The 15653-nt window shown below is 60.4% G+C and carries 10 protein-coding genes; 6 read left to right on the forward strand and 4 right to left on the reverse strand.

The window, feature by feature from the left end:
• Positions 1 to 181 precede the first annotated feature (181 nt).
• The 4 genes from HPQ62_RS12375 to HPQ62_RS12390 all read left to right on the forward strand — a co-directional run bounded on the left by HPQ62_RS12375 (position 182) and on the right by HPQ62_RS12390 (position 7714).
• Entirely contained in the window at positions 182 to 1855 is a 1674-nt protein-coding gene (locus tag HPQ62_RS12375) for an MBG domain-containing protein (RefSeq protein WP_425312628.1), read from the forward strand.
• Between the two features lie 64 nt (positions 1856 to 1919).
• On the forward strand, positions 1920 to 3653 hold the full coding sequence (locus tag HPQ62_RS12380) for a ShlB/FhaC/HecB family hemolysin secretion/activation protein (RefSeq protein ID WP_174802872.1): 1734 nt from the start codon (positions 1920 to 1922) through the stop codon (positions 3651 to 3653).
• Between the two features lie 333 nt (positions 3654 to 3986).
• A complete protein-coding gene (locus tag HPQ62_RS12385) occupies positions 3987 to 5024 on the forward strand; it encodes a helix-turn-helix domain-containing protein (protein ID WP_174802873.1) in 1038 nt (345 codons plus the stop codon).
• Between the two features lie 1085 nt (positions 5025 to 6109).
• Positions 6110 to 7714: a putative bifunctional diguanylate cyclase/phosphodiesterase gene (locus HPQ62_RS12390; RefSeq protein ID WP_174802874.1), complete on the forward strand. Its 1605-nt coding sequence runs from the start codon at positions 6110 to 6112 to the stop codon at positions 7712 to 7714.
• 451 nt (positions 7715 to 8165) lie between these two features.
• On the opposite strand, the gene HPQ62_RS12395 is transcribed toward HPQ62_RS12390, so the two are convergent.
• Positions 8166 to 8624 carry a hypothetical protein gene (locus tag HPQ62_RS12395; RefSeq protein WP_174802875.1) on the reverse strand — a complete coding sequence of 153 codons (459 nt, stop codon included), beginning with the start codon at positions 8622 to 8624 and terminating at the stop codon, positions 8166 to 8168.
• 71 nt (positions 8625 to 8695) lie between these two features.
• The gene (locus tag HPQ62_RS12400) at positions 8696 to 9337 is read right to left on the reverse strand and encodes a TetR/AcrR family transcriptional regulator (protein WP_244629669.1); all 642 of its coding nucleotides are present in this window, start codon (positions 9335 to 9337) and stop codon (positions 8696 to 8698) included.
• An 89-nt stretch (positions 9338 to 9426) separates the two neighbouring features.
• On the opposite strand from HPQ62_RS12400, the gene HPQ62_RS12405 reads away from it, so the two are divergent.
• Complete coding sequence (locus tag HPQ62_RS12405) at positions 9427 to 10797, forward strand: DHA2 family efflux MFS transporter permease subunit (protein WP_174802876.1); 1371 nt, start codon at positions 9427 to 9429, stop codon at positions 10795 to 10797.
• Positions 10798 to 10842: 45 nt separating this feature from the next.
• Positions 10843 to 11265 (forward strand): DUF2267 domain-containing protein, encoded by a 423-nt coding sequence (locus HPQ62_RS12410; protein WP_174802877.1) that lies wholly within the window; start codon positions 10843 to 10845, stop codon positions 11263 to 11265.
• A 370-nt stretch (positions 11266 to 11635) separates the two neighbouring features.
• Here HPQ62_RS12410 and HPQ62_RS12415 read toward each other — a convergent pair whose 3' ends face one another.
• Both HPQ62_RS12415 and HPQ62_RS12420 read right to left on the reverse strand, forming a co-directional pair.
• Positions 11636 to 13318, reverse strand: a complete 1683-nt coding sequence (locus HPQ62_RS12415; protein ID WP_174802878.1) for a toxin-antitoxin system YwqK family antitoxin — start codon at positions 13316 to 13318, stop codon at positions 11636 to 11638.
• Positions 13315 to 15462 carry a hypothetical protein gene (locus tag HPQ62_RS12420; protein ID WP_174802879.1) on the reverse strand — a complete coding sequence of 716 codons (2148 nt, stop codon included), beginning with the start codon at positions 15460 to 15462 and terminating at the stop codon, positions 13315 to 13317. The genes HPQ62_RS12415 and HPQ62_RS12420 overlap by 4 nt, the downstream gene beginning before the upstream one ends.
• Positions 15463 to 15653: the final 191 nt, after the last annotated feature.

Genomic DNA, 15653 nt, shown 5'->3' on the forward strand with positions numbered 1-15653 from the left:
GNNNGGGGTGAACGTCACCACGGATGCCGACAAGACCTCGGATGCCGGGACCACCTACATCACGACCGCAGCCGGCGGCACGCTTTCGGGCGATGCGACGGGCAATTATACGCTGAGCTATGAGAAAGGCGCGTTCGAGGTCAAGAAGGCCGCGCTGACGGTCACGGCTGATAACGGCTCGATGATCTACGGCGACGACGTTCCCGGCGATATCGGCTACACGGTGACCGGGTGGAAGAACGATCAGACGGGCGCGCTTCTGACGGGCGTCAGCGTCGGCACGAATGCCACCAAGACCTCGAATGCCGGGACCAGCTACATCACGACCGCATCCGGCGGCACGCTTTCGGGCGCTGCGATGGGCAATTATACGCTGAGCTATGAGAAAGGCGCGTTCGAGGTTAAGAAGGCCACGCTGACGGTCACGGCCGATAATGGCTCGATGATCTACGGCGATGCCGTGCCGACGATCGGCTACTCTGTCAGCGGCTGGAGAAACGGACAGGACGATGCGCTTCTGACCGGGGTGAACGTTGCCACGAATGCGAGCTCGATCTCCAATGTCGGCAGCACATATTCCACGTTTGCCGCTGGCGGGGAACTGTCCGGCGCGGCCCTCGGCAATTACATGCTCGACTATGTCGATGGCAGTTTCGCTGTGACGCCGCGGGCCTTGACGGTGACGGCATCGGACGCGTCCAAGGCCTATGGCGATACGGCCAGCCTGACCGGCTTCACCACCACCGGGCTCGTCAATGGCGACAGCGTCTCCGCCGTTTCCGAAAAGAGCCTTGGCGCGGATGCAGAGGCTGATGCCGGCAGTTACGACATCGTCGCCGGTGGCGCGACGGGCACGGGTCTTTCGAACTACGTGATCAGCTATGACAAGGGTACGCTGACGGTCAACAAGGCACTGCTGACGGTCACGGCCAATAACGGCTCGATGATCTACGGTGATGCCCTGCCGACGATCGGCTACGCGGTGTCGGGCTGGAAGAACGGCCAGAACGGGTCGCTGCTTTCCGGTGTTGTTGTGAAGACGGATGCGACCTCGTCTTCCGATGTCGGGACCGGCTATAGCACCGCCGCTTCGGGTGGCGCGCTTTCCGGTGCTGCCTTGGGCAATTACGACATCAGCTATGTGGCCGGGTCGATGAGGGTCCAGCGCCGTGCGATCACGGTTGCGGCCAATGCCGCCGCCAAGACCTATGGCGATCTCGGGCCTTTGAGCTACACGGTTGGCGGCATGGGGCTTGCCAATGGCGATAGCCTTTCGGGCGAACTTGAAAGCGCCGGTGTATCCGGGCTCGCGGATGTCGGCTCCTATGCGATCACGCAAGGCTCGGTGACCGATGCCGCCAATGGCAATTACGCGATCAGCTATGAGGGCAACACGCTTGCCGTCACCCCGCGCGCGGTGACCGTGACCGCCAATGATGCCGAGAAGCAGGTCGGCACCATGGCGGGCGCGTTCACCTGGTTTGTCAGCGCCGGTAAACTCGTCAATGGCGACGAGCTGTCGGGCACGCTCGCCAGCGCCGGCGCACCGGCCGATGCGCCGGTTGGCGTCTATGCGATTACGGCAGGCAGCCTGACGGATGCGCAGAACCCCAATTATGCCATCACCTTCGTGCCGGGCGAACTTGAGGTTCTCTCGATCCCGGCCCCGGCGGTCGCGGGCAGCCTGCCCCTTCCCGGGGCGCAGTTCGGTCCGGACGCCTTTACAGGGCCGGTGGGGCCAATGGTTTTCTTTGGTTTGCGGAACCCGGGCAGCCCGTTGATCGTGGCCGATGAATCGCTGGTTTCCTTCACTCTGTGCGGGACTGGGGCGCAGACGCTGATTGTGTGCCGGTAACGGGACCCGGGCATTGCATTGGAATGATCCGCTGATGCGGGCGAGATTGCTGGAGTGGGACTAAATGCGAATTTCAATGAACGCCGTGACGCTGGCAGGCGTCTTTCTTATCGGCGCGCTCCAGACGAGCACCGTGTTTGCCCAGACCGCCGGCCAGGTAGTCGAGCCCTCCTATGCCCCGCCCGTGATCCGTCAGCCAAGCGGCGGACTTGTCCTGCCGCAATCGACGGGGCAGGAAGCGCCGGAAGGGGCGGATCAGCTGTTCGTCACGCCCTCGGGTCTTGATATCGAAGGCGGGCTGCCGGCGCTTGCCGGCGAGACAGCGCGCATAGAGGCAGAGTTCGCCGACAAGCGCGTCAGCGCCGCCGACCTGTTCAGGGCGGCAAACGAGCTCGAGCTTGCCTATATCCGCGCCGGCTATCCGCTGGTGCGCGTGTCGCTGCCGCCGCAGACGATCGAGGATGGGCAGAAACTGAAACTGGTGGTTAGTTCCGGCTATGTCGAGGGCGTCGACACCGCGGCTCTGCCCGAGCCCGTAAGGCGCCGGGTGGACGCAGTGATGGCGCCGCTGATCGATGCCGAAAACCCGAGCGAGAAGGAAATCGAGCGCCGTCTGCTTCTGGCCGGAGACACGCCCGGCTATGACATGACGTCGACCCTGAAGCGCGGGGATACGCCAGGCGGCACGCTGCTGGAGCTTTCCGGCCGCTACGATCCGGTGACCGGCTTTATCGGCGTTGCCAATGATCTGACCGAGGAACTCGGCGACTACTCCATCAGCGCCGGCGTCAATTTCGACAATCTCCTGGGCCTCGGCGAGGTCGGCTATCTGCAGGTCGGCGGATGGCCGGGCTTTTCGGAGGGGAATTTCTTCTCCGACGACCCGCGCAACCGACAGATCGTGGCGGGCTTTACGCTGCCAATGGGCACCAACGGCGTCTGGCTCAATGTCGAGGGCGTCGACAGCCGCACGCGTTCCGATACCGGGCTTGGTTATGACCTGCCCGACCATTACCAGCGGCTTTCGACCAATATCGGCTATGACTGGCTGAGAAGCCGCGCCGCCAATGCGTCGACCACCATCAGCTTCGATATTGTCGATGAGGAGCAGACATTCAGGTCGCCTGTGCTTACCACGCCGTTCACGCTGGACCGGCTGCGGGTGATCCGGCTGACCCAGTCCGGCGATTATTTCTTCACCTCCGGCGCAAGGGTTGCGGGCTCGGCGACGCTGTCGCTCGGTCTCGACGGGCTTGGGGCCTATCAGCCGACGGCGGCACTGCCGATGTCGCGCGATGGCGCGGAGCCGGATTTCCAGAGGCTGAAGGCCGAGGGTAGCTATCTTCAGCCACTCGGCGATCTCTTCAATCTGTCGCTGACGGCCAAGGCGCAGACCTCGTTCGGCAAGCCGCTGGCCTCGTCGGAACAGATGGGCCTTGGCGGGCTCAACTGGGTCTCGGCCTATATGGTGAGTGAGATCGAGGCGGATACCGGCGCGGCCATGCGCGCCGAATTTGCCTATCCGAACACGTTCCGGCCGTTTGAAAGCCATACCGGCTTTGCAATTTCGGCAAACCCCTACGTGTTTGCCGCAGGTGGCATCGCCAGGCTCGAACAGCCGACCGTGCTGGAAGACGAGATCACCCGCGCGGGCGCCTTCGGCGTCGGCGTGCGCTTCGCCGCCTCCGAGATCGACAGCCCCTATGACGGCAGCCTCACGCTCGAATACGCCCATGGCGCCAGCAATGCAGATGGCGATGCCAACCGCTTCAACCTCAGCTTCGTAACAAGGTTCTGATCCGGCCGGGTTTTGTTGCAGTGGTCGAGCCTGCATGCGTGTTCGTGGCTACGCCGAACGTTGAAAATCCGCAGACCGCGGACACAGCTCAGAGTGTCAAGCGGTTGTTTCGAAAGGTACGTCAAAGCAACTTTCTTCAAGGACATATCGCTGTCTGGGAGCGCGAACAGCGACATATTGCGCTTCCCGGTGATCCAAGCGAGCGGGAGACGAAACCAAGAGGCCAGTGATGGGCAGGCCCGCCGCCGAGGCGACTTGCGCTTCAGCGGATCTTTCGTCAAGCTAGGAGAAGAAAAGAGGTGTCGGCAGTACTGCTTCCATAGGGAGACTTTTTTGCCAGAAGAGACCAGAACCGGGCCAATCGGTGAGGATTTGATCCCGCGCGATTCGTTCTCTAGCACCGATTACGGACAGTGGCGAGAAGCCATTAGTCAGCTTTACGTACCCACTCGTGACGACGCTGCCAGGCGTCCGTTTCGGGTCGAGATGAACAGCTTCATGCTGGGGATCGGGACATTAGGTCGCTGTATAAGCGTTGAACAGCCCTTCTCGCGCAGCCGTGCCCAGATTGGCCGAGACGGCATTGACAACTACATGGTTCAGATATTCCGAAAAGGGCGGTGCCATGCCCGCGCGCTGGGCGGCGATATCACGCTTGATGCCGGCGACATCTGCATTTTCGATAACACCGAACCCCTCGACACCGTCAATGAGGACTTTGACCTCATGGCGCTCGCCATTCCGCGCAGCAGGCTCGCTCCGTTGCTGCATGATCCGGACGGACAGCACTATCGTCGCGTCCGCGGCGACATTCCGCTCGCCCGCCTTTTCCGTTCTCATGTTATGGATGTCTATCGCATGGCGCCTACCATGAAGGCGGAGGACGGCCCGCAGGTTTTTTCGGCGCTCGTCCATTTCCTCGCTGCTGTCATCAACGGCGGCAGGGACCTCACCGGTGACCAGAAGACCTTGCTGCGAAAGAGTTTGATGCAGGAGGTGCGCCAGCATATCGACAACAACCTCGATAGCGACAAACTCACGGTGGAGGACATCTCTGCACGGTTCGGGATGTCGCGCTCCCGGCTCTATGCCCACTTCGAACCGCATGGTGGCGTCGCCGCTTTCGTGCGTCAGCGACGTCTGGCGGCGGCTTATCAGAAGCTTACCGATCCGCTGGCGCCGCAACCCAAGATCAACATCGTCGCCACGTCGGTGGGGTTCCAATCCGAGAGCGCCTTCATAAAGGCTTTTCGCCGGCAATACGGAATGACGCCGGGCGAAGCCAGTCGCCAGCCGCTTGTGGGCGCCGCGCTCTCCTCAAACGCCGCCGCATCCAAATATATCTGGTCTGACTGGTATACGCGCCTCTGATACGGACCGGCGCAGTGCCGGAGAATGTCATTTCAGGACGTTCGACACATAATTAAGGACGTTCGAGCGATACAAGGTGTTTTTCTTCCGTTAGTCAGAATGTGGATCCGATGGGCAGCGATTGCGAATGCTCATGGAGAGCCCACGGGACCGGAGATATCAAATGCCAGCTACCGCAAAGAGGAGAGGGCGCGCTTTCTCGAGGTGCTCGCGGTTTGGCTGGCGTCCGACCGGTGCTGTGCCTCGGCCGTGTCCTTTTCTTTGAATTGGCAGGAAAAATTCGCGGCTACTGCCAAACCTTGACGGCCCTATCACAAAAATGACTTTTGACGACAGATTTCAGCCTTCCAGATCCGGCCGCTCCAACAGGAGGGCTTTGCGCCTCTTCGTCTGTTCTTGCGGTCATAGCTTGCGTTTCGGGACGTCGGCCTGTGGTCGGTGCGGTCGTGATACGCCTGTTTACAATCGGCGCTGGCCCCTTTGGCTGCTTTGTTTCCTCATCTTTGTTTTCGCTTTACTTTTATTACCTCTCCTGTTCAAAAATTCATTGCAATAGAAGTTTAGATGTAAATCGGCGTCGAACCCCTATGTCGATTTTCACACATAATGCAAACCGGTTAACCGTTCAGCGGCTACAGTGAGCAGGTCTTCGGTTCGTATCCCATCAAGCTCTTGGAAGATTCTGATCCAGTTAAAGTCAGTCGTTCGGCTACTAAGCGCAGCCACTTGCACACCGCTATCGCTGGCTTCTGAGTAAGCACTTTTGAGCATCCGAAAGCTTTGATGGCTTAGTCTCTTCCAGTCCCTCTTCCAGCCGGAAGATACTTCGGAAAACTCCAACATCAAAAGGTCCATTCTTCAAGGGGCAGCGCACTGTTCGATGTAGGTCTAGACGCCTTGTTTTAGGTTGCGCATTGTCAATCTCCGTGTTGTAACAATGTATAAAACGGCGATATGTAGTTCGTTGGTTAAATGGAGAGACATAAATCGCGCACAAAGCCGAGAACTCATCGAAAAGAGTAACTGACTGGGCGAGTCGAACCAAACGTCAGCATTGGTTGAAGCTTGCTCTACAGGCTGGTCGTATGGTGGCTTGGGAACAGAATCTCAAAACAGGTTACGTCACGCGATCGGAGAAGTCCGAAAACCTCATCGGCGTAGCATCGGGACCTCTGGCCGAAGTGTTGATGAGAATACACCCGGATGACCGGCATATTCGCGAGAATCTTGGGCGGTCCGAAATGCCCGAAGAGGTCGAGTTTCGGTGTATAACGCCGCAAGGGGAGGAAATCTGGCTGGCAACTCGGGTGCGGAAGGTCTCCAGCTCCCGTCTCGTCGGTATCAGTTTCGACATTACAGACCACAAGAACGACAAAGCCAGGATACACGAGCTTGCTCACAGCGACGCGTTGACCGGGCTGTCCAATCGCCTCTCGTTCGGCGAACATCTCGACAACATGATCGGAAAGGCCGCGCAGGAAAAGGAAAGCGTGAGTGTCTGCATAATTGATTTCGATTTTTTCAAGGAAATCAATGACTCGTTCGGCCATGACGCCGGAGACGCTTTCTTGCAGGAAATCGCGGAACGATTGAAAAAGCTGGCGGGCAGAAAAATCACGCCGGCACGACTGAGCGGTGATGAGTTTGCCGTAGCGGCATACGGATATGATCGGGTCAGCGGTCTGGAACTTGCAAAAAAAATCGTGCGCATCACAAGTAGGCAGATCAACCATGACGGACATGCCCTTGGGGTCAAGGCCAGCGTGGGACTGGCTACGTACCCGGAACATGCGCAGGATCGCAAAGAACTGATGACAGCCGCCGATATAGCTCTCTTTGACGCCAAGAGGCACGGACGCAACCAGGTCAGGCTTTACACCCGCGCAATGGGCCAGGTCATTAAAGACCGTTTCCGCGTCCTCGAAGAAATGGAATCCGCTCTGCGATACGGAGCGGTGATGCCGTTTTATCAACCGAAGATCGACCTCAACACAGGACAGGTTATCGGCTTCGAGGTTCTCGCGCGTTGGCACCACCCTACGCGAGGCATACTTGCTCCGGCGGCTTTCTGGGCATGCTTTGAAGATCAACGGCTCAGTCTTCGATTGACCAGCTACCTGTTCAAAAGAGTTCTGCGTGACGTCCGATTTCTTGGCAGCCAAGGCTTCGACATTGGCATCATCGCTTTCAATCTCTCGAATGTCGCCTTCGGTCATCCCAGAATTGCAGAGGGGATCGTCAATGCGCTTCGTTACCACGGAGTTCCAGCAGACCGGATCGAGATCGAGGTGACCGAGGATGTGCTGCTGGGTCGCGATGAAGCTGCCTCCGGCAGCAAGATCCGGACCTTGCGCAATGCCGGCATACGTGTCGCACTTGACGATTTCGGGACCGGGCATGCATCGCTAGCCCATCTGGGAAAGTTTCAGATCGACAACATCAAGATCGACAAGAGTTTCGTTGGCGAATTCCAGCGAAAGCGAGGCAGTAAGGCAATCATCGAGGCTATATTGACCATCGCACACGGATTTGACCTTGATGTCACGGTTGAGGGCGTGGAAACGGAAGAACAGGCCGCCACTCTGAAACAGATGGGCTGTCGGTTCGCTCAGGGCTATTTCTTCGGGCGGCCGATGCCCTGCGAGAGAGTGGCTGACTTCTTGAGCAAGTCTCCACGATTTCCTTTGTGAAAACCGGAGACCGCCAATGATCAGACGCCTCCCAACTAATAGGCGGCGGAGGCGCGGGAAAAAATATGCGAATTTATCATTGCAGATACTGCAGTCGCGACCTGCGTTTTGGTCGCAAGGTTTGCTCAAATTGTTATCAGCCTACCCCTTTGAGAAACCGCTTCGGCAGCTGGAGTCTAGCCCTTTTCACTGGCCTTATGGTGCTGATCCTGGTCGCCCTGACATTGCTTGTTTAGTATGCAACATTTGCCATGGACCCGGATGGCAACAATATCGAAGCGGCGGCTGTGGTTGAGTTCGGGCCGTGAGGTAATCGATCCGGGGAAAGCAATGACTGTCCGTCTTGACCCATTCTTGCGTCGGTGACTTCTCCGGGACGATTTTTGCTGGATGCCAGACCAAGCATTTTGGCTCAAAACTTGCTCCGTCCTTGGCCTTTGCCCCGCGGTGCCTATGCGATCCCTGCCGCTGCAATCGTGGCGGCCAGCATTGCGCCGCAGGCAATGATGTCCAGCGGCAGGCGCGCCAGGCTTCGGCGCGTCCATCGCCTTGCAGCGGTTTCCGTGTCCGGACCGGTGGCCACCTTTTCGAAAGCGAGCGCCTTCGGAATGAAATCGAAGGCCGACCAGAGCCGCATGACGGCGTGGCTTGCCATCGCGACCAGAAGCCAGAACCGCACTTCGGCAATGGACCATGCGAGCGCAAGCGCGAGGATGAGCAGGACTTCGAAAGTCGCGTGTGCCGGTATCCAGAAGCGCTTGCGCGATATGCCGCCATGATCGGGCTGTATCAGGTCCGGTCGTCGAGGCCAGGCGGGATCAATCACACCGACCTCGTAGAGGCCGCCGCCAAGGCCGATGAAGGCGAGCGCTGTGGCAAGAGCGGTTGCAGGAAGGATGAGGTCTGTCATCAAGGGCTGCTCCTTGGTTCGTCTTCTCAATCGGTGGATGGGAGCGTTTTCTGCCAGGCCGGAGACGGTATTTACTCTGAACGCTGCCGATCGCGATCCGGCTTTCCGCTTGCCTCTGCGGTCAAACGGTCAAGGTGATGCCCGAAGCTCGCAAACGCGCGCTCTGCCGTCTGCTGGCCGACGAGAACCGCGGTTCCGAGGCCATGTATCAGGGATAACAGGATGGTTGCTTGGATCTCGCTATCGAGGGTGGCATGAAACGCGCCGTCGGATTTTCCCTTCTCCAGCAGTGATGCGATCCGCTCCTGCTGCCGGTCGGGGCCATCCACGAAGGTTCGGTCCGAAATCTCCGGGTCGGTCATCGCGAGCATCGCATAGGAGGTCCAGAGCAGGTGAAACTGACGGCTTTGGTGATCGGTGGGAAGTGCAACGGCGAAATAGGCCTCAAGCGTGGCGCGCGCACCGGGCGACGGCCCAAGACTTTGAAGACGGGCACTCAGGCGTTCATTGCTGATGGTCTCGAGAGCGTCGAGGCCCGATTGCATCAGCCTGGCCTTGGTCTCGAAATAATACTGCACCGATCGCAGCGAGATGCCGGCTTCGGCGGCAACGCCGCGCAGGGAGACGGCATGTAACCCCTCACGCGCGGCGAGGCGCATGAAGGCTTCCAGGATCATGGAGCGACGTTCGTCGTGGTCGACGGTTCGTGGCATGGGCGGTCGGCCTCGCTTATGGGCATTTTTTATGGTACGGATGTATCATAAAGATTCGCCATTGTCATCTTTCGCACGCGTTGAACGCCATGTCGCTTTCACCTCCCCAAATTCCAGGCCGGCTTTGGGCGGTCGCCGCCATCACCGGCTCCGGCGCTTTCATGGCGATGCTCGATTCGACCATCGCCAACCTTGCGCTGGAAGCTATCCGTTCCGACCTCGCCGCGCCCTTGTCGTCCGTTCAGTGGGTGGCGACCGGTTACCTGATAGCACTCGCGGTTTCGCTGCCGCTCACCGGCTGGCTCGGCCGACGCTTTGGCGACGGTCGCCTCTGGAAAGCCAGCATCCTTGCCTTCGTGCTCGCCTCGATCGTTTGCGCGCTCGCGCAAACCGTGACGCAGCTGATCGGGGCGCGCTGCCTGCAGGGGCTTGCAGCCGGGCTGATGGTGCCCGCCGGTCAGGCGGTTCTGGCTTCCATCGCCGAACGGCGTCAGCTGGGGCGGCTCATGGGGATCGTGGGGTTTGCCATCGCCCTTGGGCCGGCCCTGGGACCAGCCTTTGGCGGCGTGCTGATCGATACGGGCTCCTGGCGGTGGCTGTTTCTGATCAATGGGCCGGTGGGCGCCGCGGCCCTGATCGGCGCCGCGCGTCTGGTACCGCCCGGCAACAGATCGGAGGAGGCTCGGATCGACGCGCGCGGACTGATGCTCATCGGTTTCGGCCTCCCGTTGCTGCTTTACGGCGCCGCGGAGATCGGATCGAGCACTATCGGCATGCTCTCCTTGGCAATCCTGTTCCTCGGGGCTGTTTTGACGTCCGCCTTTGTCGTCCACGCCATCCGAACGCCCGATCCCCTGATCGATGTCGCCCTTCTTGCGCGGTCGGGTTTTTCCGCGCCAGTCGTGACGGCCGGATTGACCGGCGCGGCCATGTATGGCGGATTGCTGCTTCTGCCGATCTACCTGCAGAGGAGCCTTGGACAGACGTCAACGGAAGCCGGCCTCATGCTCATGGCCATGGGTCTTGGCTCCGCCTGCATTCTGCCGGCAGCGGGAGCGTTGACGGATCGCTACGGACCAAGATGGGTATCGCTGACCGGATGCGGGTTGCTGGTCATAGCGACACTTCCTTTCCTAACCTCCGCCGCTATCGCACTTCCCGCCATCATCCTTGTTCTCGTCACACGCGGAGCCGGCCTGGCTCTGGCCCAGATGCCTGCGATCACGGCTGCCTATAATCAGGTTGACGAGACCAGAACCGCTGACGCCGCGACGCTGATCAACATCGCCCAGCGTCTGGGTGGCGCGTTGGGCGCGATTGCCATGGTCGCCGTCATCGAGCAGTTCGGCGTCTTTGCATCGGCGACAGCTTATCGGATCGCGTTCGGAACGCTGGTCGTCATGTCTTTCGGCGCTTTGCTGGCTGCGACACGCATAAGGGAGCGCGGCCAGGACAAGTGAGCTCTGAGATTAGGACATTTGCTGGCCCGACAACGAAGGACAATCATGGGACATCCATATGACGTGGAAAATGCGACGCGGCTGCATGTCGAGTGGTGCCGGGATTTGATCGATCGCACCGGTCTCACCACAACCAACCAGACCGAACCGCTCATGCGCGCGGTGATGTTCGAATTGCGGCGGAGCATCGCTCCCGGCGCTGTTATCGCGATGGCGAACGCGCTTCCAGCTCTGGAGCGTGGAATTCTCCTAGCCGATTGGGCGTTGGATTATGAACCCGATCCGCCTCCGAGCGCCGAGGTCTTTCACCAGCGCGTCTATCAGAGGGTGAAAGGTCACCATTCGCCGCCAGAATCATTGACCGCCGATGTTTTCTGGCTTTGGGCTCAAAAACTGCCTGAGAAAAAGGCGGAAGCCGTCCGCAACAGCCTGCCGCCGGCGCTGGTGAGCCTGTGGCCCGATCCATAGCGCCGCCACCTGGCCATCGGGTTACGGCGGCGGTTTCGTCACTTCATCATGCAACGCCCGTGGGTACCAGAGTTTCCAAGCGGATAGCAATCACGCCGCGGGTTGCTGGTTCAAATCCCTTCAAGACCTCGATATTCAACCGTGGCCCGCCCGCCCACTCCTCGATTGGCATCTGCATCCCGTCGTCTGATGGCCCACTCAAGGTCCTGGAAAACCGGCGAGCAGCAAGCAGAGTCTCGTATCAAGTGTGGATCGGTATAGGCGTTCGATGCCGATTGTCGTGATCAGTCTCTGGACCATTTCAGCCTGTGGGGCTCCTGCGCCATGTCGAATGAGACCTCAACTATGTCGACGCCGCTAGGATGTTCGCTTACGGCAAATTGCTGGCGGGCAATGTGTCTGCCTGCGGCCGGCCATCGCGCCATAGCTGATGCGAAACCTGGCCCTCGGTGTCGTAATAGGTGGTGGTGCCGTCGCGCCGGTCTTCCTTCCACATCTGCACTTCCTCAAGCGCTCCGTTTTCCGCCAGGATGTAGCTCGGCCCATCCTTCATGCCGTTGCTGAAGCTTGTGACCGCGATGCGGTAGCCGTTGCCGTCAAAGGTCGTCCAGCGGCCTTCCTGGATGCCGTGGTCATAGCTGCCCTGTTGCGTTTCATCCCGGTAGGGCACCCGTTCCAGCCACTCGCCGTGCTTTTCGCCATCGACATAACGGCCGCCGGCAATCATCCGGTCGCCATCCAGCTCCTTGTAGGGTCCTTTCAATACGCCATGGTCATAGGTGGCGAGCCGATTCAGCTCGCCGTTCGTCCCGTATGTGCGCTGCGCACCCGTCAGCTTGCCGTCATCGTCATAGGTCTCGTGGATGACGTCGCCGGAGTGCTCGACGCGCCGCCAGTCGCCGACGCGCTTGCCGTGGTCGTAGTAGCCCCGGTCCCACTCCCGCCCGCGCCAGGCGCGAGTGTAAAGGCCGTCCTCCTTGCCGTCGACATAATGGACGCGGGTGGTGATCTGGTCGATCTCGGTTGTCGATACGAACAGGCCGCGATATTCGCCGTCAACCAGCTCGGTGCGGTCCAGCAGCTGATCGTTGAGATATCGGGTGAAGAGGAGATAGCCGTCGGCCTTGATCTCAGTTTCGGTGAAATTGCCGTAATGCTCGACAGTTTTTTGCCCTTCTCCGCGGCCGTCGATCTGCACCGGTTCCTGGAGCCAGATCAACGCTCCGTCCTTCCATTTCCGGTTTCTCAGTTCGCTGCCATCCTCGGCATAATCGGTCTGGGCGACCAGTTCGCCCGATTGCGACCAGCGTTTTGCACTGCCGGTCGGTTTGCCCATCTCATAGTGACGTTCGGCCCGGCGCTCGCCCGAAGGCCAGTATTCGGTGACGACCCCATCGGCCGCGCCGCCGACATAATGGCCTTCCTGGATGAGGTTTCCGTCCTTGTCATAGTCCCTGTAGGGGCCGTCGCGCCGGCTCATCGACCAGTGGACCTCGGCGGCAAGCTTGCCGTTTTCGTGGTATTTGCGTTCCACGCCATCGATATGGCCGTCGACATGGTTGTTTCTGGCCGAAAGCGTGCCGTCCTCATAATAGAGGCGCCACGGGCCGTTTAGCACGTCATCCTTCCAGGTGGTTTCGCGCTGGGTCTTGCCATCTGCCCAGTACCGGACCTCCGTGCCGTCTTTCTTTCCATCCTCATAAGGCGTACGGCCCACGAGATGCTCATCCTCGTCGAAGGTTACCATCTCGCCGTCGCGGCGGCCGGCCTCGTTGAGCGGAACGCGGGTCTTGAGGTAGCCCGAGCCGGGATAGAAGGTCTCGATCTTTCCGACCTTGCGGCCTTCATCCAGCGTCGGGGCGGTGTTCCAGACGCGGGCATAACGGTCATCGTCTTCGTCGTAGATATCGATGATATAGACGCCGTCCTTTGCCTTTTCCGGCGGCGTGTAGCTATAGGCGCCGTGCGGGGCGGGAGCCAGATTTTCATCGACATTGGCGGCATGTGCCGTGCTCGCGGCAAGCGCGAGCAGAAAGGCGAGAGCGGTTTTCATCGGGCATCCTCCCTCGGTTCGGGCAGATCGGGAAAGCGGATCTCGAAGCGTCGGGTCACCGGGTTGGAACCGGCGTCCGCTTCAAGGATCCGTTCAGGCCAGCCGGCGGCGCGTATATGGCCGTCTTCGAATAGCGCCGCAGCGAGCGTTTCGTCGGGGGCAAGGGGCGTGCCATCCGGCATGACCAGCGCCAGCGCGGTACCCTCGGCGTTGACAAGTCGGAAACGCGCGTTGAATGCGCCGATCGTCATGGTGCTGTCCGCGCCGAGGATTTCCGGATCGACCAGCCATGGCCGCGCGGGATCGAGCGCTTCGCTCACCTTGCGCCATCCGACGGTGGCTTCGCAATCGATCACGACTGTGATCGGGTCATGCCCGTAGAAATGGGTGCGGATGCCGTCATCGGTCTCAAGCTGCAGCGTCGTCGTTCCCGTCTGTTCATCCGCCTGCGTTTCGAAGACCAGGTCGTGACCGGCAAGCGATACGGGCTCATCCAGCCCCGCTTCGCAGTGCTTTGCCTGCGTCGTCGCGAGCTTGAAACGCACCGCGGCGAGATCAAGGCCTTCGGGCGTGAGTGCATCGAGCGCCGGCGGCGCGCCATCCGGATAAAGCGCCCGCGTCTCGGGTTCGGTGTCGGGATCGAGGCGCTTGCCGCGCTCGGTGCGGAAGGTGACCGCGCGGGTAGCGGCCGGCGTTTCGGCATAGCGTTCGACGCGGATTTCGATCTTTTCCGGCACGGTTTCAGCCTTGAGCACAACCTTGAGGCCGCTGTAATCCGGAAGCGCCAGTCGTCTCGCCTGGCTTTCCTCCGGCGTCAGCCAGTCCGCGCCGCTGTCGGCGGCATAGATCTGTCCCTTGACGTCGCTGCCTTCCGGGAAGGAGAGACCAAAGAAGTCCCAGGTTTTGCCGGAGAGCAGCAGTTCATAACCATCATCGGTCGGCCGGATTTCCGCCGTGGCGCCATTGCGGCTTATGCTGGCCTTCCCGTCGGCATCCGGTCGCAGCGTGAGTGTGAAAGGCTCCGACGGATACCAGTCGACATCGGCTCGAAGCGCCGTCGCCCGTTCGAGATCGGCGCGGACATCGCCGATGCCGACCGGGCGCGCCCGCGAGACCGTCCGGAACCCGCCATCGCCCGGAACAGTCAAGGGCGAGGTCGCGATGAACTGCGTCGGCAACTCGGTTTCGCCGTCGAAGAGATGAAAATCATGAAGCGCGAAACGGCCGATATTGCTACCCGCTGCGGGATCGTGGGCGAAGCTCAGCGTGTAGGTCTTGCCATGCCTGTCGGCTTCTCCCGGCTTGCCGGAAAACACCATGTCGGGCTCGGGCGGCATGACGATGGATGAAAACGGAAAGGTCGGCATGTCATGCCATTCAGGCTCACCCCGGAATGCGTGGGTATAGAGCGGGAAGGGACTTTCCGTGTTCGCCATCGCGATGGTCTGGCGCGAGAAGCGCTCGTCGTCCGCGCCGGGATTGATGCGCGTATCATAGGTCATCACCGAGCGCTCGACCCAGCCGCTGTCGCGCGCCAGCACCGAAACGCCGGACAGTCTCGTATCCGCCGACGCGCCCTCATAGCTGAGGAAAACCGCATCCGGCGTTACCGTGCTGACCGTGATTTCGACATCGGCGACCCCCGGCAGTGTGGTCGTGGTGGACCAGCCTTCCTTGGCTTCGATCTCGACCGGCAGGACCGGCTGGCCGAGCTGGTCGCGCATCTGGGCCAGCATGGCCTCGGGCATCTCGGCATCGCCGCGCGGGGCGAAATCCTTGAGCCCGTGACTTTCCGGATCGATCGTGGCGGAAAAGCCCTCGCGCATCAGCAGGGCAAGGTCGTCGGGCGCGTCGCCGAAGGCTGTGCTCGTCACCCGCGATCCCTCGTCATAGGCGAGCCACAAAGGGAAGACATCCATGCCGATCGCGCCATCGTCGTCGCGGCCGGTGACCACAAAGCGGGTCAGCGCCGAGACGAACTGGTTGTCGCGGAAACTTGAATCGCTGAAGCCGGAAGCCATGGAAATTTCGAGGTGATAGGTCCGTTCGCTACCCACGGCCGGGTCGAAAATGATGGTCTCGGCCTCTGCCACGCCGGGAATGGCGGCGACAAGCAGGGCGAACCAGAAACGTCGTTCGATCATGCTTTCTCCTTCGATGGCGCAGTCATGAAGGGGCGGGCAGAGCGAGGCAAGTAACTGTAAGTTGAGATTTACTCCCTATCGGAACTGACGTTGTAGCGGACGGATTTGTTTATGCTTTTTCGCTGGTCTATAAGGCCCGGTCACCCGGATTCGCCACACCAGAAGCCAGGGCCGCCAGCGGCATTCTTTAT

Origin of the sequence: Martelella limonii (assembly GCF_013344475.1) — a bacterium.
GTDB classification, from domain to species: domain Bacteria; phylum Pseudomonadota; class Alphaproteobacteria; order Rhizobiales; family Rhizobiaceae; genus Martelella; species Martelella limonii.

What these genes read in the sequence shown, in the direction of transcription:
- HPQ62_RS12375 (WP_425312628.1), top strand. Translation starts at nt 182, where the DNA reads ATGATCTACGGCGACGACGTTCCCGGCGATATCGGCTACACGGTGACC.
- HPQ62_RS12380 (WP_174802872.1), top strand. Translation starts at nt 1,920, where the DNA reads ATGCGAATTTCAATGAACGCCGTGACGCTGGCAGGCGTCTTTCTTATC.
- HPQ62_RS12390 (WP_174802874.1), top strand. Translation starts at nt 6,110, where the DNA reads ATGGTGGCTTGGGAACAGAATCTCAAAACAGGTTACGTCACGCGATCG.
- HPQ62_RS12395 (WP_174802875.1), bottom strand. Translation starts at nt 8,624, where the DNA reads ATGACAGACCTCATCCTTCCTGCAACCGCTCTTGCCACAGCGCTCGCC.
- HPQ62_RS12400 (WP_244629669.1), bottom strand. Translation starts at nt 9,337, where the DNA reads ATGCCACGAACCGTCGACCACGACGAACGTCGCTCCATGATCCTGGAA.
- HPQ62_RS12405 (WP_174802876.1), top strand. Translation starts at nt 9,427, where the DNA reads ATGTCGCTTTCACCTCCCCAAATTCCAGGCCGGCTTTGGGCGGTCGCC.
- HPQ62_RS12410 (WP_174802877.1), top strand. Translation starts at nt 10,843, where the DNA reads ATGGGACATCCATATGACGTGGAAAATGCGACGCGGCTGCATGTCGAG.
- HPQ62_RS12415 (WP_174802878.1), bottom strand. Translation starts at nt 13,318, where the DNA reads ATGAAAACCGCTCTCGCCTTTCTGCTCGCGCTTGCCGCGAGCACGGCA.
- HPQ62_RS12420 (WP_174802879.1), bottom strand. Translation starts at nt 15,462, where the DNA reads ATGATCGAACGACGTTTCTGGTTCGCCCTGCTTGTCGCCGCCATTCCC.